The organism is Bradyrhizobium sp. 33ap4, from assembly GCF_032654765.1.
GTDB classification, from domain to species: domain Bacteria; phylum Pseudomonadota; class Alphaproteobacteria; order Rhizobiales; family Xanthobacteraceae; genus Bradyrhizobium; species Bradyrhizobium australafricanum.
In genome coordinates, this window is the sequence record NZ_JAUMTJ010000001.1 from 202458 (window position 1) to 227699 (window position 25242).

At 65.2% G+C, this 25242-nt stretch carries 24 protein-coding genes and 1 other RNA gene; 16 read left to right on the plus strand and 9 right to left on the minus strand.

Annotated elements, in window-relative coordinates; translation table 11 throughout:
* The first annotated feature begins 18 nt into the window (after nucleotides 1-18).
* Both Q2M23_RS00880 and Q2M23_RS00885 read left to right on the plus strand, forming a co-directional pair.
* Nucleotides 19-1608: a DHA2 family efflux MFS transporter permease subunit gene (locus Q2M23_RS00880; protein ID WP_168859079.1), complete on the plus strand. Its 1590-nt coding sequence runs from the start codon at nucleotides 19-21 to the stop codon at nucleotides 1606-1608.
* Nucleotides 1609-2110: 502 nt separating this feature from the next.
* The gene (locus Q2M23_RS00885) at nucleotides 2111-3910 is read left to right on the plus strand and encodes an ABC transporter ATP-binding protein (protein WP_316393708.1); all 1800 of its coding nucleotides are present in this window, start codon (nucleotides 2111-2113) and stop codon (nucleotides 3908-3910) included.
* 64 nt (nucleotides 3911-3974) lie between these two features.
* On the opposite strand, the gene Q2M23_RS00890 is transcribed toward Q2M23_RS00885, so the two are convergent.
* On the minus strand, nucleotides 3975-4718 hold the full coding sequence (locus tag Q2M23_RS00890) for a sulfite exporter TauE/SafE family protein (RefSeq protein ID WP_316393710.1): 744 nt from the start codon (nucleotides 4716-4718) through the stop codon (nucleotides 3975-3977).
* Nucleotides 4719-4924: 206 nt separating this feature from the next.
* Here Q2M23_RS00890 and Q2M23_RS00895 point away from each other — a divergent pair, with 206 nt between their 5' ends.
* Nucleotides 4925-5653 carry an alpha/beta fold hydrolase gene (locus Q2M23_RS00895; RefSeq protein WP_057014981.1) on the plus strand — a complete coding sequence of 243 codons (729 nt, stop codon included), beginning with the start codon at nucleotides 4925-4927 and terminating at the stop codon, nucleotides 5651-5653.
* Here Q2M23_RS00895 and Q2M23_RS43935 read toward each other — a convergent pair.
* The 3 genes from Q2M23_RS43935 to Q2M23_RS00905 all read right to left on the minus strand — a co-directional run bounded on the left by Q2M23_RS43935 (nucleotide 5634) and on the right by Q2M23_RS00905 (nucleotide 7044).
* Nucleotides 5634-5855: a DUF2721 domain-containing protein gene (locus Q2M23_RS43935; protein ID WP_156436019.1), complete on the minus strand. Its 222-nt coding sequence runs from the start codon at nucleotides 5853-5855 to the stop codon at nucleotides 5634-5636. The two genes, Q2M23_RS00895 and Q2M23_RS43935, sit on opposite strands and share 20 nt — an antisense overlap.
* 323 nt (nucleotides 5856-6178) lie before the next feature.
* Nucleotides 6179-6706 (minus strand): hypothetical protein, encoded by a 528-nt coding sequence (locus Q2M23_RS00900; protein WP_316393712.1) that lies wholly within the window; start codon nucleotides 6704-6706, stop codon nucleotides 6179-6181.
* Between the two features lie 158 nt (nucleotides 6707-6864).
* Nucleotides 6865-7044: a hypothetical protein gene (locus Q2M23_RS00905; protein ID WP_076824115.1), complete on the minus strand. Its 180-nt coding sequence runs from the start codon at nucleotides 7042-7044 to the stop codon at nucleotides 6865-6867.
* 233 nt (nucleotides 7045-7277) lie between these two features.
* Here Q2M23_RS00905 and Q2M23_RS00910 point away from each other — a divergent pair, with 233 nt between their 5' ends.
* On the plus strand, nucleotides 7278-8297 hold the full coding sequence (locus tag Q2M23_RS00910) for a patatin-like phospholipase family protein (protein ID WP_057014984.1): 1020 nt from the start codon (nucleotides 7278-7280) through the stop codon (nucleotides 8295-8297).
* A 4-nt stretch (nucleotides 8298-8301) separates the two neighbouring features.
* A complete protein-coding gene (locus tag Q2M23_RS00915) occupies nucleotides 8302-9753 on the plus strand; it encodes a GntP family permease (RefSeq protein ID WP_316393715.1) in 1452 nt (483 codons plus the stop codon).
* A gap of 169 nt (nucleotides 9754-9922) precedes the next feature.
* Here Q2M23_RS00915 and rnpB read toward each other — a convergent pair.
* An RNA gene (rnpB, locus tag Q2M23_RS00920) (RNase P RNA component class A) lies at nucleotides 9923-10337 on the minus strand.
* Between the two features lie 146 nt (nucleotides 10338-10483).
* On the opposite strand from rnpB, the gene Q2M23_RS00925 reads away from it, so the two are divergent.
* Together Q2M23_RS00925 and Q2M23_RS00930 are read left to right on the plus strand one after the other, a co-directional pair.
* Nucleotides 10484-11383, plus strand: coding sequence for a LysR family transcriptional regulator (locus Q2M23_RS00925; protein ID WP_168859073.1), 900 nt, complete (start codon nucleotides 10484-10486; stop codon nucleotides 11381-11383).
* Between the two features lie 105 nt (nucleotides 11384-11488).
* Nucleotides 11489-11923, plus strand: coding sequence for a PAS domain S-box protein (locus Q2M23_RS00930; protein ID WP_057014986.1), 435 nt, complete (start codon nucleotides 11489-11491; stop codon nucleotides 11921-11923).
* A 236-nt stretch (nucleotides 11924-12159) separates the two neighbouring features.
* Here the strand turns inward: Q2M23_RS00930 and Q2M23_RS00935 are convergent, their stop codons facing one another.
* A complete protein-coding gene (locus Q2M23_RS00935) occupies nucleotides 12160-12360 on the minus strand; it encodes a hypothetical protein (protein ID WP_057014987.1) in 201 nt (66 codons plus the stop codon).
* A gap of 7 nt (nucleotides 12361-12367) precedes the next feature.
* On the minus strand, nucleotides 12368-12592 hold the full coding sequence (locus tag Q2M23_RS00940; RefSeq protein WP_316393717.1) for a hypothetical protein: 225 nt from the start codon (nucleotides 12590-12592) through the stop codon (nucleotides 12368-12370).
* A gap of 159 nt (nucleotides 12593-12751) precedes the next feature.
* Here Q2M23_RS00940 and Q2M23_RS00945 point away from each other — a divergent pair, with 159 nt between their 5' ends.
* Together Q2M23_RS00945 and Q2M23_RS00950 are read left to right on the plus strand one after the other, a co-directional pair.
* Nucleotides 12752-13105, plus strand: a complete 354-nt coding sequence (locus Q2M23_RS00945) for a YciI family protein (RefSeq protein ID WP_316393718.1) — start codon at nucleotides 12752-12754, stop codon at nucleotides 13103-13105.
* 94 nt (nucleotides 13106-13199) lie between these two features.
* Nucleotides 13200-14435 carry an RNA polymerase sigma factor gene (locus Q2M23_RS00950; RefSeq protein WP_316393719.1) on the plus strand — a complete coding sequence of 412 codons (1236 nt, stop codon included), beginning with the start codon at nucleotides 13200-13202 and terminating at the stop codon, nucleotides 14433-14435.
* 80 nt (nucleotides 14436-14515) lie between these two features.
* Here Q2M23_RS00950 and Q2M23_RS00955 read toward each other — a convergent pair whose 3' ends face one another.
* Entirely contained in the window at nucleotides 14516-14743 is a 228-nt protein-coding gene (locus tag Q2M23_RS00955) for a hypothetical protein (protein ID WP_016840052.1), read from the minus strand.
* 120 nt (nucleotides 14744-14863) lie between these two features.
* A complete protein-coding gene (locus Q2M23_RS00960) occupies nucleotides 14864-15730 on the minus strand; it encodes an N-acetylmuramoyl-L-alanine amidase (RefSeq protein ID WP_316393721.1) in 867 nt (288 codons plus the stop codon).
* Nucleotides 15731-16309: 579 nt separating this feature from the next.
* On the opposite strand from Q2M23_RS00960, the gene rsmH reads away from it, so the two are divergent.
* The 7 genes from rsmH to murD all read left to right on the plus strand — a co-directional run bounded on the left by rsmH (nucleotide 16310) and on the right by murD (nucleotide 25090).
* Entirely contained in the window at nucleotides 16310-17305 is a 996-nt protein-coding gene (gene rsmH / locus Q2M23_RS00965; protein WP_316393722.1) for a 16S rRNA (cytosine(1402)-N(4))-methyltransferase RsmH, read from the plus strand.
* A gap of 2 nt (nucleotides 17306-17307) precedes the next feature.
* Nucleotides 17308-17757 carry a hypothetical protein gene (locus Q2M23_RS00970; protein WP_057014992.1) on the plus strand — a complete coding sequence of 150 codons (450 nt, stop codon included), beginning with the start codon at nucleotides 17308-17310 and terminating at the stop codon, nucleotides 17755-17757.
* A gap of 11 nt (nucleotides 17758-17768) precedes the next feature.
* The gene (locus tag Q2M23_RS00975; RefSeq protein ID WP_050385389.1) at nucleotides 17769-19526 is read left to right on the plus strand and encodes a peptidoglycan D,D-transpeptidase FtsI family protein; all 1758 of its coding nucleotides are present in this window, start codon (nucleotides 17769-17771) and stop codon (nucleotides 19524-19526) included.
* A 49-nt stretch (nucleotides 19527-19575) separates the two neighbouring features.
* Nucleotides 19576-21033, plus strand: a complete 1458-nt coding sequence (locus Q2M23_RS00980; protein ID WP_316393723.1) for a UDP-N-acetylmuramoyl-L-alanyl-D-glutamate--2,6-diaminopimelate ligase — start codon at nucleotides 19576-19578, stop codon at nucleotides 21031-21033.
* Nucleotides 21030-22463, plus strand: coding sequence for a UDP-N-acetylmuramoylalanyl-D-glutamyl-2,6-diaminopimelate--D-alanyl-D-alanine ligase (locus tag Q2M23_RS00985; protein WP_057014995.1), 1434 nt, complete (start codon nucleotides 21030-21032; stop codon nucleotides 22461-22463). The genes Q2M23_RS00980 and Q2M23_RS00985 overlap by 4 nt, the downstream gene beginning before the upstream one ends.
* Before the next feature lie 10 nt (nucleotides 22464-22473).
* The gene (mraY, locus tag Q2M23_RS00990; protein WP_016846578.1) at nucleotides 22474-23580 is read left to right on the plus strand and encodes a phospho-N-acetylmuramoyl-pentapeptide-transferase; all 1107 of its coding nucleotides are present in this window, start codon (nucleotides 22474-22476) and stop codon (nucleotides 23578-23580) included.
* Between the two features lie 109 nt (nucleotides 23581-23689).
* A complete protein-coding gene (gene murD, locus Q2M23_RS00995; protein ID WP_253639070.1) occupies nucleotides 23690-25090 on the plus strand; it encodes a UDP-N-acetylmuramoyl-L-alanine--D-glutamate ligase in 1401 nt (466 codons plus the stop codon).
* The last annotated feature ends 152 nt before the right edge of the window (nucleotides 25091-25242 follow it).

Here is a 25242-nt window from a genome sequence, read left to right on the forward strand (position 1 = left end):
CTCGGAGCCGATGAGCCCATGGCTGATACGACCACTGCTTCACCCTCGATGATGACCGGCGCCCCGGAGTCCGAGCGCATCCAGCCGAAGCGGCTGGTTGCCTTCATCATCATGGTGTTCGGCATGTTCATGTCGATCCTGGACATCCAGATCGTCTCGGCCTCGCTGTCCGAGATCCAGGCCGGCCTGTCGGCATCCTCGACCGAAGTGTCGTGGGTGCAGACCGCCTATCTGATCGCCGAAGTGATCGCGATTCCGTTGTCCGGATTCCTGTCGCGCGCGCTTGGCACGCGGCTGTTGTTCGCGATCTCCGCGTTCGGCTTCACCGCCTCGAGCCTGCTGTGCGGCTTCGCCTCCTCGATCGAGCAGATGATCCTGTGGCGCGCGCTGCAGGGTTTTCTCGGCGCCGGCATGATCCCGACGGTGTTCGCCTCGGCCTACACGATCTTCCCGCGCACCAAATTCCACATCGTGGCGCCGATCATCGGCCTCGTCGCGACGCTGGCGCCGACCGTTGGACCGACCGTCGGCGGCTACATCACCGACCTGATGTCGTGGCACTGGCTGTTCTTCATCAACATCGTGCCCGGCGTCATCATCACGGCAGGCGTGCTGGCGCTGGTCGATTTCGACCAGCCGAACTTCGCGCTGCTCGAGCGCTTCGACTGGTGGGGGCTGATCTTCATGGGCGGCTTCCTCGGCTCGCTTGAATATGTGCTGGAGGAGGGGCCGCAATATGAGTGGCTGCAGGACACCTCGGTCGCGGTCTGCGCCGCGATTGGCTTCGTCTCGGCGGTCGCGTTCTTCTGGCGCGTCTTGACCGCGGAGGAGCCGATCGTCGATCTCTACGCCTTCAGTAACCGCAACTTCGCGGTCGGCTGCGTGCTGCAGTTCTGCATCGGCATCGGGCTCTATGGCCTGACTTATGTCTATCCGCGCTATCTCGCGGAGGTTCGCGGCTACAGCGCGCTGATGATCGGCGAGACCATGTTCGTCTCCGGCGTCACCATGTTCTTGATGGCGCCGGTGGTCGGGCGGCTGATGCAGAAGGTCGATTTGCGCTACATCATCGCCTTCGGCCTCGTGACCTTCGCGCTCGGCTCCTGGCAGATGACCTGGATCACCCGCGACTATGATTTCTACGAGCTGCTGCTGCCGCAGATCCTGCGCGGCATCGGCATGATGTGCGCCATGGTGCCGACCAACAACATCGCGCTCGCGACGTTGCCGCAGGATCGCGTCAAGAACGCCTCCGGCCTGTTCAACCTGATGCGCAACCTCGGCGGCGCGGTAGGTCTCGCCGTCATCAACGAGGTGCTCAACGACCGCACCGATCTGCACATCTCGCGGCTGCATGACCGCGTGACCTGGGGCAACACCACCGCGGTCGAGACCCTCAACATGTTCACCCAGCGCATGCAGGGCATGGGCGATTCCGCCATCATGGCGATGAAGCAGCTCTCGCAGATCGTGCACCGTCAGGCAGCAGTGATGGGCTATGGCGATGCCTTCTTCATGCTGTCGTTGTTCTATGTCGCGCTCAGCCTTCTGGTGCTGTTCGTCAACAAGCCGCCGTCGATGACCGCGAGCGGCGGCGACGCGCATTAGGTGTCATCGGTTTTCGTAGCCCGCATGAGCGAAGCGATATGCGGGACCGATCTCGGCAGTTCATCACTGAACGTGACGCGGCCCCGGATATCGCTTCGCTCATCCGGGCTACGAAAGTGTGCCGTTGTCGCCGGGCTGAGTGCATCGCATCGGCGCGCGGGCTGCGCCCGGTCGCGTGAATAGCTGATATCGCCGACACATTGACGCACTCACGCCGATGTTACCTTGCCAATCGCGCGTGATGCATTTATAAGCAGCGCTTCCTTACTCGAACCGGGGAGATGCGCATGAAGTCGCTTATTTCGCAGATCGCGCGCCCGCGTTCGACGGTGCTGGACGCCTTTACGCGTTAGCTCCCGGCGCTGATCGGGTCTGATCCCCGATCATCAAAACGTCCCAACAATTTATCGACAATTTCCAGCGGCGCTCGCGGCCGGATTCCGCCCGCACGTCGCCTCAGATGGAGTCGGCACGCGCTGCAAAGGCGTGGCCGGAATGTGCCATGACCTCTCTGACGACCAAGCGGCCGGCCGCAATCCGGATCGTGCTTCCCTTTGTCTTCCGCCATTGGCTGGAACAGCCGCTGCGTGCCTCCGCGGTGACGGCCGGATTCCTCGGCGCAACCGCGGCCGACCTGTTCATGCCGGTGTTTTCCGGCCATCTGGTCGACGCGCTGACCGCGGGCGCCACCAATGCGGCCGCGCGCCATGCGGCGATGCTGGCGTTCGGCGCCATCGTCGGCCTCGGCGCGCTGTCGCTGGTGCTGCGGCTGGTCGGCATCCAGACCATCGTGCCGTTCACGCTGAAGACGATGTCCGATGTCGGGCAGCAGGCCTTCATGCGGGTGCAGCGCTTCTCGACGGACTGGCACGCGAATTCGTTCGCCGGCTCCACCGTGCGCAAGATCACGCGCGGCATGTGGGCGCTCGATTTGCTGAACGACACCATCCTGATGGCGCTGCTGCCGTCGGTCGTGGTGCTGGTCGGTTCGATGATCCTGCTCGGCGTGCATTGGCCGCAGCTCGGCGCGGTGATCGCGGTCGGCTCGGTGATCTATGTCGCGATGACCATGGTGTTCCAGGTGCGCTACGTCGCGCCTGCCGCGCGCGTTTCCAATGCGTGGGACACCAAGGTCGGCGGCACGCTGGCCGACGCCCTGACCTGCAACGCGGTGGTGAAGTCGTTCGGCGCGGAGACGCGCGAGGACGTGCGGCTCGACGGCGTCATCAGCCGCTGGCGCCGACGGGTGCGGCGGACCTGGTTCCGCTACAATCACACCTCGACGGCGCAGCTCGTGGTGCTGCTGTGCTTCCGCGCCTCGGTGATCGGCGGTGCGATCCTGCTGTGGGCGCAGGGCCGCGCCACGCCGGGCGACGTCACCTATGTGCTGACCAGCTACTACATCATCCACGCCTATCTGCGCGATGTCGGCATGCACATCAACAACCTGCAGCGTTCGGTGAACGACATGGAGGAACTGGTGCAGATCCATGGCGAGCCGCTCGGCATCGTCGATGCGGACGATGCTGGGACGATCGACATCCAGGGCGGCCGCATCGTGTTCGACGACGTCACGTTTCACTATGGCGGCCACCGCCGGCCGCTCTATGACGGGCTGTCGGTCGACATCGACGCCGGCGAGCGGGTCGGCCTGGTCGGGCGCTCCGGCTCCGGCAAGACGACCTTCGTCAAGCTGGTGCAGCGGCTCTACGACGTCTCCGCTGGCCGGATCCTGATCGACGGTCAGGACATCGCCAGGGCGACGCAGCAATCGCTGCGCAGCCAGATCGCGATCGTGCAGCAGGAGCCGATCCTGTTCCACCGCACGCTGGCGGAGAACATCGCCTATGGCCGGCCGGGCGCCGGCATGGAGGCGATCGAGCAGGCGGCGCGGCTTGCCAATGCGCACGACTTCATCATGCGGCTGCCGAAGGGTTACGGCACGCTGGTGGGCGAGCGCGGTGTCAAGCTGTCGGGCGGCGAGCGGCAGCGCGTGGCGCTGGCGCGCGCCTTCCTGGCCGATGCGCCGATCCTGATCCTGGACGAGGCGACCTCGAGCCTCGATTCGGAATCCGAGGCGCTGATCCAGCAGGCGATGGAACGGCTGACGAAGGGCCGCACCTCGATCGTGATCGCGCACCGGCTGTCGACCGTGCGCAGCATGGATCGCATCCTGGTGTTCGACCGCGGCGAGATCGTTGAGCAGGGCACCCATGCGGTGCTGGCCGCGCGTCCCGGCGGCATCTATCGCGGCCTGTTCGAGCGCCAGGCGACCGAGTTCGGTCAGGCCGCGGCTGAGTGAGATGGCGCATGGCTGGAGCGCCGGTTCTGATTGGATCAGCACCGGCGCTCCCGTATCGCCCGCGCTATTTCGGCGCCAGTCCGTTCCACACCAGCGCGACGCCGGACAGGAACAGCAGCAGCAGCACGACGTCGGAGAAATTGCGGTCGCTGAGCGCGTGATAGAGCCGCGCGCCGAGCCAGGCGCCGAGCAGCGTCCCCGGAAACGCGCACGCCACCAGCCAGATCAGCTCGGGCTTCGCCAGGCCGCTTGCGATCTGCACGCAAAGCGCGGCCGCCAGGATCGTGAAGTTGAAGATCTGGAACACGCCGCGGCGCTGCTGCTTGCCCCAGCCGCGCACGCTGGCCCACAGGATCGGCAGCGGGCCGGACAGTCCGGCGAGGCCGCCGAGGATGCCGCCGGCAAATCCGATCGCGCCGTCGGCCCATTTGCCGCCGAAGGCGATCGACATCGGCTTGCGTTGCAGGAACAACGCGGTCGGAAACACCAGCAGGAAGACGCCGATCGTCAGCTTGAAGACCTCGGGGTCGGCCCGCGCGATCAGCAGGATGCCGATCGGCACGCCCGCGAGGCCTGCGATGACGAACGGCCAGACCAGACGGAAATCGATGCTCTTCCAGATCGACGGCAAGGTCGAGAGCTGCGCGATGACCGAGCAGACCAGCACCAGCGGCACCGCGAGTGTCGGCGGCAGCACATAGAGCCAGATGCCGAGCGCCATCAGCGCGGTGCCGAAGCCGGCAAGGCCGGAGACGAAACCGCCGGCAAGCGCGCCGAAGAACAGGATCGCATAGCTTGCCGGGTTCATTTTTTCTCCTTCGTCATTCCGGGATGGTCCGAAGGACCAGACCGCAGGTGCGCAATCGCGCACCGGGGAATCTCGAGATTCCGGGTTCGATGCTGGCGCATCGCCCCGGAACGACGGTGGTGTTTGGCGCCACGTTTACACAACGCGTCTCGCAGGTACTATTCAAAATCGCGGCTCATCAACGATAATCGGAACGGAAGCATCCCATGACTTCAGGCTCGCCTGCGAATTCGCAAAAAACCTTTCTGGTCTGTCACGGCGCCTGGTCGGCAGGCTGGGCATGGAAGAAGATGCATCCCCTGATGCAGGCCGCCGGCCATCGGCTGGTCACGCCGAGCTACACCGGGCTTGGCGAGCGCGCGCACCTTGCGCATCAAGGACTCGACCTCGAGGCGCATATCCAGGATGTGCTCAGCGTCATCAGTTACGAGGACCTGCACGACATCGTGCTGATCGGGCACTCCTATGGCGGCATGGTCGCGACCGGCGTCGCCGATCGGGTGCGCGAGCGCATCGCGCAGATGATCTATATCGACGCTTTCGTGCCGCGCGACGGCCAGTCGCTGTTCGATCTCAACGAATCGGCCATCGAGACCATGCGTGAGTTCGCGAGCGACGGCGACGGCTGGCGTATTCCGCCGATGCCGGTGCCGCCGGACACGTCGCCCGCCGACGTCGCATGGCTGAGCGCGCGGCGCGTCGACATGCCGATCAAATGCTTCGAGCAGAAATTGCGGTTGAAGCACGGCGAGACCAGCCTGCCGCGCAGCTACATCTACGCCACCCGCGCCACGCAGGCCGACACGTTCGGCCAGTTCGCCCGGCGCATCAGGAACGAAGCCGGCTGGCGCTATTTCGAGATCGACGCCAGCCACTCGCCGAACGTCACCGCACCGGAGGCGCTGATGGCGATGCTCATGGAGATTGTTTCCTGAGGCGATCTCTAGCGATCCAGATCGTATTCGTGCACGGCAATCCTCGTTCACGGACGAGATCTATCAGCGCTGCGGTGAAAGATCCGAGCGTTACGATAAAAAGTATGGCGACACCATATTCGTGCCGCAGCTGGAAATAGGTACTGACGAATGCCACGATCACCAGCAGGCACGTCAGGATGGCGCTTATTGTGGAGAACATGATAGGCGATTGAGGAGCTCGGCACGGCGCCTCAGCCGGGGCATGTCTCTCTTACGCCCTGTTTTGGCATCATCGCCGTCCGGGACCGCATCAAGAGCTTGTATCCGGTCGGTCACGCGGTTCATGCGGGAAATCAGCGTCCGGATTGGGTTTGAGGTTCTGGCGGGCACTGATCGACTGGCGGTTGCATTGACCAATGCCGCTGCAACGCCGCGCCCTGTCCGCTTCAGCATGCGACAGACCGCGCGCAACCGCGACGGCTGGCGTATGCCGCGGGCTGCCGATGCCGCGCCGGAATCAATCAGCCGCTTGTTTGCCCGGGATCATGCACCGCGCGCGTCGCGGACGGCTTGAGCGACCTTTGTCGCCTGCGATACGCGTCCGATCTTTGCGCCTGCAATGATCTTTCGTCGGCGTTCGCTTGGCTTCGACGCCATGCCTTCGCCCGCGGTGCCTCCTGCCGGGGGACGCGTCGTGAAGTTCGCGGCCCGGTGCAGCGCGAGGGCCTTTCGCGCTGCTTCGACATGTGCGGTCCGGGCTGCCAGATTGTGCTGACGCCTCAGCTCCGTGTTGACCCGTTTCAGCGCTGCCGCGAAGACCTGTTTTCGCTCTGACGCATGCTTCGCGGTTCCTGGAAAGCTCGTGCCGCGAGCCTCGGCCTTTCCGCGGCTCTCTCGCTGCTTTTGTCGGCCGACCGTTCGCTCCTTGTCGCGCATCTTGCGCAAGCGGGGTCGCATGGCCTCGAGCTCGCTCACCTCGACGCCGTAGATGGCGGGATGATGCGTCAGGCGGATTGCTTCATACTCGTCGTGGCTGAGGATGCTGCGTTCGAACTTGCAGGCGACCGACATTCCTATTCCTCCTTTTGATCTTCTTGAATCTCGGGGCAGAAGGACACGTCCAGCTGTAGCGGATCATAGCTGCAATGTCGCCGGATGGCCAATCTGCTACCATCCAAACCCGGGCAGCGCTTCGATCGCAGTGATCGATTGTCAAAGCACAGTGGCTCCTACTTTTCTGCGTCGTTGTCCTTGAGACGAATCCCCTCAGTGCGCAGAGCCGCAAAGAGAGCCGCGATATCTTCGGGCTCCATATTGTTGGGGCACATCCCGTTCAGTTGCTCGGTCGTGATCGTGCCGGTGCTGCTGGCGATGTCTCTTGCCTTCGCCATGATCTTCTGAAGGTCCATCTGCGATCCTCCGCGAGAGGCACACTCTACGCCCGCCACCCCATGCATGTCGCCTTTTAAGAAAGGTGGGCTGTGGCGGCACTGAAGCGATCGGTTCGCTTCGCTTCGCTTCGAGTTGAGATAATATCGTTCGAAGTTCGCCGTCGGAACTAGGCAGCGACCGCAACTTTGTCTCGCATGTTCGGTTGAACTGCGACATAATGAGCGCCTCGCGTGCTGGTGAGCATGGATTCATGAACCGTAGCCCCGTGCTCGTAGACCTGGCGCTTCAAGGTGGGGGATCGCACGGTGCGTTCACGTGGGGTGTCCTGGATCGGCTTCTCGAAGAACCTTGGTTTCAGATTGCGGGCATATCCGGGACATCGGCCGGAGCAATGAACGCAGCCGTGCTGGCGGATGGTTGGACCGCGGGCGGCGCTGCCGGCGCACGCGAAGCGCTTGAAAAATATTGGCGAAGCGTCTCGCGCGCCGCCGCATTCAGTCCGTTGCAACGGTCGCCGCTCGACCGCCTGATGGGACGCTGGTCGCTTGACAGCTCCCCGGCCTATCTCTTTACCGATTTGATGTCGCGGATGCTTTCACCCTACGACCTCAATCCGCTTGGCTTCAATCCGCTACGCGACATATTGAACGACAGTATCGATTTCGAGCGTCTTGCACGCGCGCCGATCAAGCTCTTCATCACCGCCACGCGCGTGCGTACGGGCCGCGGACGGATTTTTCGCAACGCGGAGATTACCGCGGAAGTCCTGCTCGCGTCGGCTTGCTTACCAACGATGTTTCGCGCGATCGAGATCGATGGCGAGCCCTATTGGGACGGCGGCTACGCGGGCAATCCCACGATTACACCGCTCGTCCGCGAGACCGACGCGCGCGACACCGTCGTCGTCCAGATCAACCCGACCGAGCGTCCGGAGCAGCCGCGCACGGCCGCTGACATTCTCAACCGGCTTAACGAGATCTCGTTCAACTCGCCGCTGGCAAAGGAGCTGCGGATGATCGCGTTGCTTCGCCAGGTCGCCGATCCCGGTACAGGGGAAGGCGCCCGCTGGGCGCAGATGAAGACGCACCGGATCAAGAGCGACATGCTCGCGACGTTCGGTTCGTCATCCAAGCTCAATGCCGAATGGGCGTTCGTGGCCAAGCTGCACGAGGAAGGGCGGCGAGCCGCCGGCGAATTCCTCGACGCCCATGGCGCCGATCTCGGTGAGCGTTCGACCGCAGATCTCGATATTCTGCTGGCGGAGTGCTGAGACGATGGGTCTTCTCGGCATTCTCGTCGGGCTTGGACTGCTGGTCTGTCTCGCTTTCCGCGGTTGGAGCGTGCTGCTGCTCGCGCCGCTCTGTGCGCTGGTGGCCGCAGCCTTCGGTGGCGAGCCGCTGCTTGCCAACTGGACGCAGACCTTCATGGGTAGTGCGTCGGAGTTTCTCGCGCAGTTCTTTCCTATTTTTCTGCTTGGCGCCGTGTTCGGAAAGCTCATGGATGACAGCGGCGCGGTCGCTGCGGTCGCGGGCTTCATCTCCCGGTGCCTGGGCGAACGCCGGATCATCCTTGCGGTCGTGCTCGCAGGCGCACTGGTCACCTACGGCGGCGTCAGCCTGTTCGTCGCCTTCTTTGTCATCGTTCCGATGGCGCAGTCGCTGTTTCGCACGGCGGGGATTCCACGTCGTCTGGTACCGGCGGCGGTCATTCTCGGGACTTCGACCTTCACCATGTCGGCGCTGCCGGGCACGCCGTCGATACAGAATGCGATACCGATGCCTTTCTTCGGCACGACCCCCTTTGCCGCACCGGGCCTCGGCGTTGTCGCCTCGATCATCATGCTGAGCGTCGGGCTGTGGTGGCTGCTTCGCGCGGAGAAGGCAGCGCATCGCGCAAAAGAGGGGTATGGCGACGAGCCGCCGGTGCCGGCGGATGCAGCCGACGACGAGCTGTTGCGCGAGCGGGCTACGACGGCGCGAGAATTCGACCCGGCGGAGCTCCGCCACGGATATCACAGCGATGCCGCTGTCCCGATTTTCAACGCCATCCTTCCCCTGATCGTCGTCGTCGCCGTCAATCTAGTGATGTCGCTGGTTGTGCTGCCTCGGCTTGATTTCTCGTTCCTGGCCGAACAGCGGTGGGGAAATACATCACTGGCTGCCGTGGCCGGTGTCTGGTCGGTTGTCGTGGCGTTGGCGGGAGCGATCGTGACGGTCATCCTCTGCAACTGGACGCGGCTGCCCGCACTGCGACGAACGATGGATGCCGGTGCCAACGCGTCGGTCCTGCCGGCCCTGAGCGTCGCAAGCCTTGTCGGATTCGGCGCCGTTATCGCCTCGCTTCCCGCCTTCGGCGTGGTGCGGGACTGGGTGTTGCGAATTGAAGGCGGTCCATTGGTGTCGCTCGCGGTCGCGACGAACATCCTTGCGGCGCTGACGGGGTCGGCTTCCGGCGGCTTGACGATCGCGCTCGATGCGCTGGGACGGACCTATATGGACCTTGCCGCGGAGGCGGGTATTGACCCCGGCCTGTTGCATCGCGTCGCGGTGATCGGTTCGGGAACGCTGGACATTCTACCTCACAACGGCGCTGTCGTTAGCCTGCTTACGATCTGTGGGCTCAAGCATCGCGATAGCTATCTCGACATTGTCATGGTCGGCATCGTGAGTTCTGTCATTGCACTCGCAGCGGTGATTGCGATCGGCACCGCATTCGGGTCGTTCTGACGCAAGACGATGGGTTGGCTCTACTTCCCGCCGGCGCGCGTAGCTGGAACGATGCTGATCTGAAAATGGCGAGGGGCCCGGCGTGTCGCGCCGAGCCCCTCATGGTCCATCTTCAAGACGCGTTTTCTTCACGCGAACCGGAAATCCACTTCGCTCGAAAACGCTTTAGAATATCAGCCGGCCTGTAAGCCGGGTTCTGTAGGGCACCATTCTCGCGAATGGTACGCGACGGCCATTCCTCTGGGACAAGGTTTGCACCTTGCCTCGGGCAACCTACCCGGACAGCGGGCCTGACATCGCCCTGCGGTGTTATCGCGCGTGCGCGAACTAACCGCGTTGCCGTCCCTATTCGGTTTTGCTCCCGGTGTGGTTTGCCATGCCATCTCCGTTGCCGGAAACGCGGTGCGCTCTTACCGCACCTTTTCACCCTTACTTCCTCCGAGGAGGGAGCGGTTCGTTCTCTGTGGCACTTTCCCTGGGGTCGCCCCCGCCGGATGTTATCCGGCACCGCATGTCGATGGAGCCCGGACTTTCCTCCCCCGCGGCCTTTCGGCGCTTGCGGGAGCGGCCGTCCGGCCGACTGACGGCCTACGCATGCGGGCTTTGGCCGCCCGCGTCAAGCGATTGCGATGGTTAACCCCTGGCCCGGCGCCCGGCGGGTCCTCGATTTTGACATTCGCAGAGGAGGGGCCTTTGATATCGATTTGATCGATCCAAGGGTCGAGGCGCCATGGATACCGAACTGGCCCGGACGTTCCTGACGGTGGTGAGCGCCGGCAACTTCATCACCGCGGCGGAGCGGCTGCATGTCAGCCAGTCGACCGTCAGCACCCGCATCCACACGCTCGAGCAGCAGCTCGGCTGCGTGCTGTTCGTGCGCAACAAGGCCGGCACCACGTTGACGCCGGCCGGCCGGCAGTTTCAGCGCCACGCCTCGGTGCTGGTCCGCACCGTCGAGCAGGCGCGCCATGATGTCGGAATCCCCAAGGGATTTTCCGCGACGCTGGTGGTCGGCGGCCGCATCGGACTTTGGGAAGAGTATCTGCTGCGCTGGCTGCCGCTGATGACGCGGGCGCATCCCGACATCTCGATCCGCGCCGAGAGCGCGCTCGAGCCCGAGCTGATGCAGGGGCTGGTCGAGGGACGCATCGACATCGGCGTGATGTACACGCCGCAGAGTCGCCCCGGCCTCAAGGTCGAGCAGCTGTTCGAGGAGCAGCTCATCCTGGTGTCGACCGATCCGAAAAGCGCACCGGAGCCGGGACCGGGCTATGTCTATGTCGATTGGGGCCCCGAATTCTACGCGCGTCACGCCACGCTGTTTCCGAATTTCGCCGGCCCCGCGCTGACGGTGAATATCGGCTGGCTCGGATTGCAGCATCTTTTGGAGAATGGCGGCTCTGGCTTCTTCGCGCGTCGTATCGTGGAGCCGCTCCTGAAGGCGCGGCGGCTGCACGCCGTCGCCGGCGCACCTGGCTTTGCGATGCCCGCCTATGTCGCCTATCCGGCTGACAGCCAGGACGATCATCTGGCGCGCGCGGTCGAGACCATGCATCGGCTTGCCGCGTCGCAGGTTAATGCGAGCGCGGACCTGCCGCGGGCCAGGCCTGCCGCGCGGCGGCGGCGCTGACCGCGATTGCTATCGGCATCTCCGATCGATTCCATCGGCTTTCTTCGCTTGTCAGCGCCAACGTCCGCGTTCACAGCAGGATCGGGATCAGCAGGAGGTCAAACGATGGATATTGCGGCAGAAGTGGGAGACGCGTTGCTCAAGGGAGCCTCCGACGCGATCGTTGCGACCGATGTCGAAGGCCGTATCAGCTTGTGGAATCCCGGCGCGGTCAGGATGTTCGGCTTCAGCGCCGAGGAGGCGATCGGACAATCGCTCGATTTGATCATTCCGGAGAATCTGCGCGCGCGTCACTGGGCCGGCTTCCGGCACACGATGGCGACCGGGACGAGCCGTTACGGTCAGGGCGATCTGCTGTCGGTGCCGGCGCTGACCAGGCACGGGACGCGCATCTCCGTCGAATTCACCATCGAGATGCTGCACGATGCGGCGCACAAGGTCGCCGGCACCGTCGCGGTGATGCGCGACGTGACCAAGCGTTTCGAGGAGCTCAAGGAGTTGCGGCGCCGCGCCGCGCAGCAGGCCGCGACATCGTCGTAAAGGCTGGGAAGCCATGCCGTCATTGCGAGGAGCTCGCGACAAAATTGCGAAGCAATTTTGCGCTGAAGCGACGAAGCAATCCATCGCTCCGCACATGCGACAGATGGATAGCTTCGCGGAGCCTGTCATCGGGCGCGCGTTCGCGCGACCCGGTGGCTCGCAGTGACGCGGATAAGGCTACAAGCAAATGCCAGGTTCTCGGTCATCCCCTCCGGAGCCGATCACGGCCGCTGGAGCTACTTTCCCGATCGCAGGCGGGTCTCCGCCAGCGCGGTCACAAGGCCGATGACCAGCATCGAGGCCACGATGTCGGCTTCCGCACCGAAACCAAATGCGATCACCGTCGCTGCGGCGACCGCCGCAAGGATCGCGATGGTCAGCCCTTCGTCGGCGATCAGCTGACGCAACGCCTTCAGGCGCGTGATGCCCCGTTGCATTGCCTGCTCACACGCCGAGCGGATTGCCGCCCGCGGCGATGTTCGAGGCGACCTGACTGGCGTGGTGGCGCGGTTTCGCCACGATCCGGCTGCGCAGGATTCGGTACAGCATCGACAGCAGGAGCCGGGAAAGGCGTGTGGCTGTCTGCGGCAGTGGTGTCATGGCGAAGTCCTCCGGGCATCCGAAGGCTACGCGCTGCCATGAATTTAACAAACGAATAATATTGGCCATTACTATCGGATTATCCGATATAAGCTGGCTCCGCGGCCCGCCGGGCCGGGGAGACATTCACGCCGGGCGGCCAAAATAATTTATCCTGACGATGTCGTCCTGCGTGTCGCCCGTTCGACTGGGTGTCGGCGATCCAGCCGATCAAGAGGAGTTCTCAAGATGCAATATCTGTTGCTGATCTACCGGAGCGACGCGGAATATGGCCGCATGACTGCCGACGACCGCAAGGCCCTGTCGGCGGAATATGGCGTCTACACCCAGTCCATCATCCAGAGCGGACACTTCAAGGCGGGTGACGGGCTGCAGCCGGTGTCGACCGCGACCACCGTTCGGGTGCGCGACGGCAAGACGCTGACAACCGACGGGCCGTTTGCGGAAACCCGCGAACAACTCGGCGGCTATTATCTGGTCGATGCCAAGGATCTCGACACGGCGCTCGGCCTCGCGGCGCGGATTCCCGGCGCCAAGACCGGCTCGATCGAAGTCAGGCCGGTGATGATCTACGACAAGTGATGGTTTCGTCGTTCCGGGGCGTGCGAAGCGCGAACCCGGAACCTCGAGATTCCGGGTTCGATGCTTCGCATCGCCCCGGAATGACGGTGAGACCATGACCCCCAGCCAGATCGAAAAAGTGTTTCGCGACGAGGCGGGCCGGGCGCTCGCAACGCTGATCCGTCTCGTCGGCGATTTCGACCTGGCCGAAGATGCGCTTCAGGATGCTTTTGCCGTGGCGCTGCAGCGCTGGCCGATCGGCGAATTCCCCTCCAATCCGCGTGCCTGGCTGGTCAATGTCGGCCGCAACAAGGCGATCGACCGCGTTCGCCGCGCGGCGACGTTTCGCGGCAAGCAGCAGGAACTGACGCATCAGATCCTGCTCGATGCAGAGTCCTCGCCCGAGCCGGCCGATGCAACGCTTGACGACGACATGCTGCGGCTGATCTTCACCTGCTGCCATCCGTCGTTTGCGGCAGAGGTCCAGGTCGCGCTGACCTTGCGCACGGTGTGCAGGCTGACGACGGTCGAGGTCGCGCGCGCCTTCCTGGTGAGCGAGGACGCCATGGCGCAGCGCCTCTTGCGCGCCAAGCAAAAGATAAAACTCGCCGGCATTCCCTATGAGGTGCCGGAGCGTGAGGCGCTGGAGCCGCGCCTCACCGGCGTGCTCGCGGTGATCTACCTCGTCTTCACCGAAGGTTATGCGGCGACCGCCGGCGAGGATCTGATGCGGCCCGATCTTGCCCGCGAGGCGATCCGGCTGGCGCGGCTGATCGATGCGCTGATACCGGCGCGCGGCGAGATCAAGGGGCTGTTGGCGCTGATGCTGCTGCATGATGCGCGCCGCGCCGGCCGCCAGACCGCCGGCGGCGATATCGTGCTGCTCGAGGAGCAGGACCGTTCGCTGTGGGATTTCCAGCAGATCGCCGAAGGCCTCGAACTGGTCGAGGAGGCGCTGCGGATGCCGGGCCGGCCGCAGTCCTACGCCGTGCAGGCGGCGATCGCCGCGCTGCACGCGCGGGCGCCGAGTTACAAGGACACCGACTGGCCGCAGATCGCCGGTCTTTACGAGGTGCTGCTGCGCATCAGCCCGTCGCCGGTGATCGAGCTCAATCACGCCGCCGCGGTGTCGATGGTCGATGGTCCGGCGCGCGCGCTCGACCTGATCGACGCGCTGGACGCGCGCGGCACTTTGAAGGGATATGACCAGCTGCCCGCGGTGCGCGCCGACCTGCTGCGCCGCCTCGGCCGCAAGGATGAAGCGCGGCAGGCCTATCTCGCCGCAACGGCAGCCACGCAACTCGAACCGCTGCGCCGGCTCTATGCGCGGCGCATCGCCGAGATGGGGTGACGCACCCCATCTCTTGCGTGGCCAGTGACGGCGCGCCATTCATCCACGATGGTCAGCGCGCCGTGAGGCGTTGAGCGTGCTCAGTACCCTGTCTTTGCCTTGGCGCCGGTGCTCGATTGCCCGGTCGTCGTCCCCTTCGACATGCCGGTCGTGGTGCCGGGTGCCATCTTCTTCTGCGCGTGATGGACCTTCTGGGTCTTGTGATGGGTCGACGACATGGTCTTGCTTTGGGTCGACATAGCGCCAGCGGCTGCCGGAGCGACAATGAGGCCGACGGCGGCGGCTCCTGCGATCAGTGCTTTGAACATGGACGAATCTCCACTCGGACCGCCCCACCTACAAAGACCGCTCATGCCGAAAAGTTCCAACGTGCACGCACACTTGGCCGGTAAATGCACCGCTCCTCGCGACGACGGACGGAGGCCAGCCTAGCTCGACGCGACCACCGTCGCCGCATCCGGCGGCAGGCTCTCGAGCAGCGCGTGCAGTGTGGCCATGGTGGAACGGTCGGCGATCCCGTCGATGCGCTCCGGGCGGAAGTGGCGCTGGAAGGCGGTGACGACCTCCATGGTCGGGCCGTCGAACTTGCCGTTGGTCGGGATGTTGTAGCCGTAGCGCCGGAACGCGGCCTGCATGTTGGAGACGCTGTCGCTGATCGCACCGAGCTGCAGCGCGTCGCCGCGCACGATCGGCGCCGGCTGCACCCAGTGCCCGACGCCGGAATTGGCCAGCGAGTGCCACGGGAATTTCTCGCCGGGATCCTTCTTGCGCGCCGGTGCCACGTCGGAATGGCCGAGCACGCGATGCGGGACCACCTTGCGGCGAAGCATGATGCCGCGGCACAGCGCGATGACAGCCGCGATCTGGCGCAGCGGAAAATCCGGATAGCCCCAATCGTGGCCGCGATTGACGATCTCGACGCCGATCGAGCAGGAGTTGATGTCGTCATCGCCAGCCCACGCGGACACGCCGGCGTGCCAGGCGCGCTTGCTCTCCGGCACGCACTGCACGATGCGGCCGTCCTCGAGCACGATGTAGTGCGCCGAGACCTCGGTGCCGGCCGTGCACAGCTGGGTGATCGCACCCTCGACGTCGGGCATGCCGGTGTAGTGCAGCACGATCATGTCGGGTTGCCGGCCATTGGCGCGATCGCCGAAGTTCGCCGACGGGATCACGTCGGAGGCGATCGAGGAATCCGGCGTGAACGTCTTCGCCTCCGCCACCCCCTTTGGAACAGGGAGGGCGCGCTGACGCTTCGAATCAGCGTTGCCGGACGAAGACGAACTTGAAGCCATACGAATCACTCAAACCCAAACCAGGAGAAAGCATTTTGACATATGGATAAACAAATAGGCGTTTACTATTCCTTTACCGTGCGGGCCGCGCAATCGACCCCTGCCGGTTCCACGATCCGCATGATGCGCTGCGCATTGTGCCCGGAGCGGGTCGCGAGGGTATCACTCGAATGCGGATCAAAGCCGCGCGATTCCGCTAACCGATCATCAACGTTTTCTTAACGTTAAGTGCCGTTACTGAGAGGTGAAGTGCCGAACCGGTTTCGGGGGACGGCCAAAGGACGCTGAGCCCCGCTGTTTGCGCGAAATCCCATGGAAACCCTCCCAATTCCGGTCGGATATCAGGATTTGCGGCCGAGAACGGGAGTTGGCGCTGGCGTCACGCAGCGGCTTTTTCACGCGTTTTCGAGCGAAGTGGATACCGGTTCGCGTGAAGAAAACGCGTCAAGACAGGAATCCAGAGCCCCGTTCCGATCCAATCGGAACGAAGAAGGCTCTGGGCGCGAGGATTCGAGGCGCAATGAGTCGGCGCGCACCCAGCTTGCATGCCAGTTACGCGGCCCCGCCCGGGAGCGGCGCATGAGCGAGCGTGCGCCGCGTCACATTTCGGTGCTGGGCCGCGAGGCGGTCGCGCATCTCGCTCCGCGCGCCGGCGGCATTTATGTCGACGCCACCTTCGGTGTCGGCGGCTACAGCCGGGCGATCCTCGATGTCGCCGAGACCCGCGTGATCGGCATCGACCGCGACCGCACCGCGATAACCGGCGGCTTCGATCTGGTCGACGGCGCGGGCGGTCGGCTGACGCTGGTCGAGGACCGCTTCTCCAACCTCGCCGAGGTCTGCGCGTCGCACGGGGTGGATAAGGTCGACGGCGTCGTGATGGATGTCGGCGTCTCCTCGATGCAGCTCGACCAGGCCGAACGCGGCTTCTCATTCCGGCTCGGCGGTCCGCTCGACATGCGGATGGCCCAGAGCGGCCCGACCGCGGCCGACGTGGTCGCGACCGCTTCCGAGAAACAACTCGCCGACATCATCTATATCTTCGGCGAGGAGCGGCATTCGCGCGGCGTCGCCCGCGCCATCGTCGCCGCGCGCAAGGACGTGCCGATCACGACGACCGACGCGCTTGCCGATATCGTCGCGAAGGTCGTGCGCGCCAAGCCGAACGAGATCCATCCGGCGACGCGGACCTTTCAGGCGCTGCGCATCTTCGTCAATGAGGAGCTCGATGAACTGCACGAGGCGCTCGCAGCGGCCGAGCGCGTGCTGAAGCCGGGCGGCCGGCTCGTCGTGGTTTCGTTCCATTCGCTGGAAGACCGCATCGTCAAGAATTTCCTCAGCCTGCGCGGCAAGGTCTCCGCCGGCTCGCGGCATTTGCCCGAAATGGCGCAAGCGGCGCCGAGCTTTCAGATCCTGACCAAGCGTCCGGTGACGCCTGGTGAGGCCGAGCTTGCCGCCAATCCGCGCGCGCGATCGGCCAAGCTGCGTGCCGCCGAGCGCACCGCGGCGCCGGTGCACGCCGACGACGACCTGCCGTCATGGCCCCGCCTGTCCGACCTGAAGCGGGGAGGGTGACGATGCGCCTTCTCCATCTCCTCGTCATCGGCATGCTGATCTTCGCGGCGTCGTATGTCTATCGCATCAAGATGGAATCGACCGCGCGCGTCGAACGCGTGCTGCAGCTCAATGCCGAGATCCGCGAGCAGCGCAATGCGATCGCCGCGTTGCGCGCCGAATGGGCCAAGCTCGATGCGCCGCTCCGGCTGCAGGGCCTCGCCGAGCGCCATCTGCCGCTGAAGCCGGTCAACGCCAACCAGTACGATTCCCTGAAGAACCTGCCGGAGCGGCCGCCGAGCTTCACGCGGCCCGGTTCGCGCGATCCGATCGGCGCGATGATCGACACCATCGAGGCCGCCGCGGCGCCCGACAGCACCACCGGATCGATCGACAAGGCGGCGACCGACCAGCCGGCCGCCGACCAGCCCGCGCTCGACGACTCCGGGCAGGGCGGGGGAGACCAGCAATGACGGGACCAGCCATGACCGATCCGGCACCCGCCAACACGCCGGCCGTGAAACCCGCCGAGCCATGGAACCAGCGGCTGATCCGCACGCTGCTGTATGGCAGCAATGTCGACCGCGCCGCCAAGGCGCGCGCGCGCGTTGGCCTCGCCATCCTCGCTTTCGCCGCGGTCTATTGCGTGCTGGCGGGGAGGCTGGTGCTGTTCGCCGTCGGCGCCGACAGCCATGGTGCGCGCCGCACCGCATCGCAGGACGCCATCGCGACCGCGCGGCCCGACATCACCGACCGCAACGGCGAAATCCTCGCCACCGACGTCAAGGCGCCGAGCCTGTTCGCCGAGCCGCGCCGCCTGATCGACAAGGACGAGGCGATCGAGCTCTTGACCGGAGCCTTGCCCGATCTCGACACCAGCGAGGTGCGTGACCGCCTGTCGTCGCGCAAGGGCTTCGTCTGGCTGAAGCGCGAGATCACGCCGAAGCAGCAGAGCGACATCCATCGCCTCGGCCTTCCCGGCGTCGGCTTCCTGCGCGAGAACAAGCGCGTCTATCCGACCGGCAACGAGGTCGCCCACCTGATCGGCCTCGTCAACATCGACAACCAGGGCATCGCCGGCATGGAGAAGTGGCTGGACAGCAACGGTCTGGCCGATCTGCATCGCGCGGGCTTCGCCACCGACCGGCTGCAGAAGCCGGTGGAGCTGTCGGTCGACCTGCGCGTCGAGCACGCGCTGCGCGACGAACTGCTCAAGGCGAAGGAGAAGTTCAAGGCCAAGGCCGCCTCCGGCCTCGTCTCCAACGTCCGCACCGGCGAGATCGTGGCGATGGTGTCGCTGCCGGATTTCGATCCGAACAATCCGAAGGAGGCGCACGATCCCGATCGCATCAACCGCCTGACCACCGGCGTCTACGAGATGGGCTCGACCTTCAAGGCGTTCACGCTGGCGATGGCGCTGGATAGCGGCCGGTTCGACCTCAACTCGATGTGGGATGCGCGTGGCCCGCTGCACTACGGCAAGTTCGCGATCCATGACGATCACAACATGGGCCGCATGATCAACATGAAGGAGGTGTTCTACTATTCCTCCAACATCGGCGCGGGACGCATTGCGCTGGCGATGGGCGTCGACGCGCACAAGGCGTTCCTGCGCAAGATGGGCCAGCTCGAGAGGCTGCGCACCGAATTGCCGGAGAGCGCCTCGCCGATCGTGCCGAAGAAGTGGGGCGAATTGAACACCGTCACCATCTCGTTCGGTCACGGCATCGCGGTGGCGCCGCTGCAGGCGGTGATGGGCATCGACGCGCTGGTCAATGGCGGCTACCTGATCCCGCCGACCTTCCTGAAGCGCACCGAGCAGGAGGCGATGGCGCTCGCCAAGCGCGTCATCAAGCCTGAGACCTCGGACAAGATGCGCTATCTGATGCGGCTCAATGCCGAGATCGGCACCGCGAAGAAGGCCGACGTCAAGGGCTACTATATCGGCGGCAAGACCGGCACCGCGGAGAAGGTGATCAACGGCCGCTACGCCAAGAAGCGCGTGCTCAACGCCTTCACCGCGATCCTGCCCGCCGACAATCCGAAATACCAGCTTCTGATCATGCTCGACGAGCCACAGCCCCTGAAGGAAACCTACGGGTTCATCACCTCGGGCTGGAATGCGGTGCCGACCGGCGGCAATGTGATCGCCCGAATTGCGCCGCTTTTGGGCGTTGAACCGCGATTCGACCTGCCGCCGTCCGACCGCCTTATTCTTGCGGCATCCAGAACAACCCAGTAAGGCGTATACTCACGCGGCGCCAGAACGGCGCCGGCCAGACTGGAAGATCATGAGACTTCGCGACCTCTTCAGCGATGATGCGACGATCGATCCGAGTGCCTCCTCGCTCATTGTCGGAGGGCTTGCGGTCGACAGCCGCGCGGTGAAGCCGGGCGATCTGTTCTTCGCGCTGGCCGGCAGCAGGACCGATGGCGCGCGCTTCGTCGATGCGGCGATTGCCGCCGGCGCGGTCGCGGTCGCCAGCGACCATCTGCCGCAAGGTCACGCCCGCGCTCCCTTCGTCATCACGCCGAATCCGCGCCGCGCGCTGGCGCTCGCCGCGGCCAAATTCTTTTCCCGCCAGCCGGCGACGATCGCGGCGGTGACCGGCACCAGCGGCAAGACCTCGGTCGCAGCCTTCACGCGCCAGATCTGGCAGCGGCTCGGTCATTCCTCCGCCAGCATCGGCACCATCGGCCTCGTCTCGGACAAGCGCACGGTCTACGGCTCGCTGACCACGCCGGATCCGATCGCGCTGCATCGCCAGCTCGACGAGATCGCGAGCGACGGCGTCACCCATCTGGCGTTCGAGGCGTCCTCGCACGGCCTCGATCAGTATCGTCTCGACGGCGTGCGCATCGCAGCCGGCGGCTTCACCAATCTGTCGCGCGACCACATGGATTATCATCCCGATGTCGCGCATTACCTCAATGCAAAACTCCGGCTGTTCCGCGATCTGGTCGCGCCAGGCGGCGCCGCGGTGGTCTCGGCCGATCATGATTGCTCAGGGCAGGTGATCGATGCGGCGCGCGCGCGCGGCCTGCGCATCATCGCGGTCGGGCGCAACGCCGATGCAGGCGATGGCATCAGGCTCACCGATGCTGTCATCGAAGGCTTTGCACAGAAGCTCCTGATCGAGCACCGCGGACGCAAGCACGCGATCCGGCTGCCGCTGGTCGGCGAATTCCAGATCGAGAATGCGCTGGTCGCGGCCGGGCTCGCGATCGGCACCGGCAGCGCCGCCGACGACGTGTTCGGCTGCCTCGAACATCTCGAAGGCGCCAAGGGCCGGCTGGAATTCGTCGGCGAGCACAATGGCGCGCCGATCTTCGTCGATTACGCCCACAAGCCCGACGCACTCGCCAAGGCGCTGCAGGCGCTGCGGCCCTATGCCAGGCGCAAGCTGGTCGTGATCTTCGGCGCCGGCGGCGACCGCGACGCCGGCAAGCGTCCGATCATGGGCGCGATCGCGGCCGAGAATGCCGATCAGGTCATCGTCACCGACGACAATCCGCGCAGCGAGAAGCCGGAGGCGATCCGCGCCGCGATCATGGCGACGGCGAAGGGCGCGCGCGAGATCGGCGACCGCGCCGCGGCGATCCGCGCCGGCATTGCCGGCCTCGCGCCGGGCGATGCGCTGGTCGTTGCCGGCAAGGGCCACGAGGTCGGGCAGATCGTCGGCAACACGACGCTGCCGTTCAGCGATCATGAGGCGGTCGCCAGTGCACTGGCTGCGGAGGGCGCATGAGCACGATGTTGTGGACCTCGGATGCGATGGCGACGGCGATGCGCGCCGCCACGCAAGGCGCGCTGCCGGACGGCGTCAGCGGTCTCTCGATCGACAGCCGCACCATCGCGCCCGGCGAGGCGTATTTCGCGATCAAGGGCGACGTCCATGACGGCCATGCCTTCGTCGAGGCGGCGCTGAAGGCCGGCGCCGGGCTCGCGGTGGTCGAGACCGCGCAACGGGCAAAGTTTCCCGCTGATGCGCCGCTGCTGGTGGTCGACGACGTGCTCGCCGGCCTCGTCGAGCTCGCGCATGCCTCGCGCGCGCGGCTCAACGCGCAGATCGTCGCGGTAACCGGCTCGGTCGGCAAGACCTCGACCAAAGAGGCGCTGCGCCGCGTGCTGTCGGCGCAGGGCGAGACCCATGCGTCGGTGGCGTCGTTCAACAATCACTGGGGCGTGCCGCTGTCGCTGGCGCGCTGCCCGGCCAGCACGCGCTTTGCGGTGTTCGAGATCGGCATGAACCATGCCGGCGAGATCACGCCGCTGGTGAAGATGGTGCGCCCGCACGTCGCAATCATCACCACGATCGAGCCGGTGCATCTGGAATTCTTCGCCGGCATCGAGGCGATCGCCGACGCCAAGGCGGAGATCTTCGCAGGGCTCGAGCCCGATGGCGCGGTCGTGCTCAACCGCGACAACGGGCAATTCGCGCGGCTGCAAAAGCAGGCCAAGCAGGCCGGCATCTCGCGCATCGTCTCGTTCGGCGCCGACAAGCGTGCCGAGGCGCGGCTGCTCGACCTGTCGCTGCACGCGACCTGCTCGGCGGTGCATGCGGATATTCTGGATCACGACATCACCTACAAGATCGGCATGCCCGGCCGGCACATGGCGATGAACTCGCTCGCGGTGCTTGCCGGCGCCTCGCTACTCGGCGCCGATATCGCGCGCGCGGCGCTGTCGCTGTCGCAGCTCGAGGCGCCGACCGGCCGCGGCCTCCGCCGCACCCTCGAGGTCGGCCATGGCGAGGCGATGCTGATCGACGAGAGCTACAACGCCAACCCGGCTTCGATGGGCGCCGCGCTCAACGTGCTCGGTCAGGCCCAGACCGGGCCGCATGGCCGGCGCATCGCCGTGCTCGGCGACATGCTCGAGCTCGGGCCGACCGGGCCCGAACTGCACCGCGGCCTCAACGAGGCCGTGACCGCCAACCGCATCGACCTCGTATATTGTTGTGGTCCGTTGATGCGGAATCTGTGGGATGCCCTTTCCACCGGCAAGCGGGGAGGCTATGCCGAGAGCTCGGCGGCGCTCGAAGCGCAGGCGGTCGCCGCGGTCCGTGCCGGTGACGTGATCATGGTGAAGGGCTCGCTGGGATCGAAGATGAAGCTGATTGTCAGCGCGCTGGAAAAACGCTTCCCCGACAAGGCCGCGCACGAAGAAGCGGTATAGGACTCCTCGAATGTTCTACTGGTTGATCGAACTGTCCAACACCGTTCCGGGGTTTGGGGCGTTCCGCAGCGCTTTGAACGTGTTCCGCTACATCACCTTCCGCACCGGCGGCGCGATGGTGACCGGCGCATTGTTCGTGTTCCTGTTCGGGCCCTGGATCATCGATCATCTGCGGCTACGGCAGGGCAAGGGCCAGCCGATCCGCACCGATGGTCCGCAGTCGCATCTGATCTCCAAGAAGGGCACGCCCACCATGGGCGGGTTGATGATCCTGTCCGGGCTCGTGGTGTCGACGCTGCTCTGGGCCAACCCGCTCAATCCCTATGTCTGGATCGTGCTGGCGGTGACGCTCGGCTTCGGCTTCGTCGGCTTCTATGACGATTATTTGAAGGTCACAAAGCAGTCGCACAGCGGCTTCGCCGGCAAGCTGCGGCTGCTGATCGAGGCCGCGATCGGGCTTGCCGCCACCTACGCGCTGGTCCGGCTCGGGCGCGACGTGTCGTCGACCTCGCTCGTGATTCCGTTCTTCAAGGACCTCGTGATCAATTTCGGCTGGTTCTTCGTGATCTTCGGCGCCTTCGTGATGGTCGGCGCCGGCAATGCGGTGAATCTCACCGACGGTCTCGACGGTCTTGCCATCGTGCCCGTGATGATTGCCGCCGCAAGCTTCGGCATGATCTCGTACCTGACCGGCAACGCGGTGTTCTCGGATTACCTGCAGATCAATTACGTCGCCGGCACCGGCGAACTGGCGGTGCTGTGCGGCGCGGTGCTCGGCGCAGGCCTCGGCTTCCTCTGGTTCAACGCGCCGCCGGCCTCGATCTTCATGGGCGACACCGGTTCGCTGGCGCTCGGCGGCATGCTCGGCGCGACGGCGGTTGCGGTGAAGCACGAGATCGTGCTCGCCGTGATCGGCGGCCTGTTCGTGCTGGAGGCGGTCTCGGTCATCGTCCAGGTCACCTCGTTCAAGCTCACCGGCAAGCGCGTGTTCCGGATGGCGCCGCTGCACCATCATTTCGAGCAGAAGGGCTGGACCGAGCCGCAGATCGTGATCCGGTTCTGGATCATCTCGGTGATGCTGGCGCTCGCCGGCCTGTCGACGCTGAAGCTGCGCTGATGGCTTCGCATCCCATTGACTGTCATTCCGGGGCTCGCGCAGCGAGAACCCGGAATCTCGAGATTCCGGATAACCGCTGCGCGGTTTCCGGAATGACAGGGAGATAGACATGATCCCGGTCACCTCCTTCTCCGGCAAGACGGTCGCGGTGTTCGGGCTCGGCGGCTCCGGGCTCGCGAGCTGCCAGGCGCTGAAGGCCGGCGGCGCCGAGGTGATCGCCGCCGACGATAATGCCGACAACGTCGTCAAGGCGGCGCAGGCCGGCTTCACCACCGCCGATCTGCGCAGCGTGTCATGGGCGAATTTCGCCGCGCTGATCCTGACCCCCGGCGCGCCGCTGACCCATCCGGCGCCGCACTGGAGCGTGCTGAAGGCGCGCGAGGCGGGGTGCGAGGTGATCGGCGATGTCGAACTGTTCTGCCGCGAGCGGCGCCGTCATGCGCCGAACGCGCCGTTCGTCGCCATCACAGGCACCAACGGCAAATCGACCACCACGGCGCTGATCGCGCATCTGATTGATGTCGCCGGCTACGACACCCAGATGGGCGGCAATATCGGCACCGCGATCCTGTCGCTCGAGCCGCCGCGCATGGGCCGCGTCCATGTGATCGAGATGTCGTCCTACCAGATCGACCTCGCACCGTCGCTCGATCCGTCGGTCGGCATCCTGATCAACATCAGCGAGGATCACATCGACCGCCACGGCACGCTCGAGCATTACGCCGCGGTCAAGGAGCGGCTGGTCGCCGGCGTGCAGGCCGGCGGCACCGCGATAACAGGCGTCGACGACATCTGGTGCCGCAACATCGCCGACCGGCTCGATCGCGCCGGCAAGCGCGTGGTGCGCATCTCGGTGAAGAACCCGCTGCCCGACGGCCTCTATGTCGAGCACGAGACCATCGTGCGTGCCTCGGGCGCGGCGCGCAGCGAGATCGCGCGGTTAGGCGGCATAGGCTCGCTGCGCGGCCTGCACAATGCGCAGAACGCCGCCTGCGCCTCGGCCTGCGCGCTGGCGATGGGTATCGCGACCGACGTGTTGCAGAACGGCCTGCGCAGCTTCCCGGGTCTCGCGCATCGCATGGAGCAGGTCGGCCGCCGCGGCAACGTGCTGTTCGTCAACGACTCCAAGGGCACCAATGCGGATGCGGCCGCGCATGCGCTGTCGTCGTTTGCCGACATCTACTGGATCGCCGGCGGCAAGCCGAAGGCCGGCGGCATCACCACCCTGACCGAATATTTCCCGCGCATCCGCAAGGCCTATCTGATCGGCGAGGCGGCGGCCGAATTCTCCGGCACGCTCGGCGAGCGCGTCCCGCACGACATGTCCGGCACGCTCGACGTCGCGATCGCCAGCGCCGCGCGCGATGCCGAGGCGTCGGGGCTCGCGGAAGCCGTCGTGCTGCTGTCGCCGGCCTGCGCCTCGTTCGACCAGTACCGCAATTTCGAAATCCGCGGCGCCGCCTTCCGCGACATCGTGCAAGCGCTGCCCGGCGTTGAGCCGGTGGTGTGACGATCACGTAGGGCGGATTGGCACAGCGTAATCTGCCGTTCGGTGCCGGGCGATGACACCGAGATGAAGTACGCAGTGACGGTGCGTCGTATCGCGCGAGAACCATCCTCATCGTCGTCCTGGCTTTCGCCAGGACGACGTCGGGATGAGGG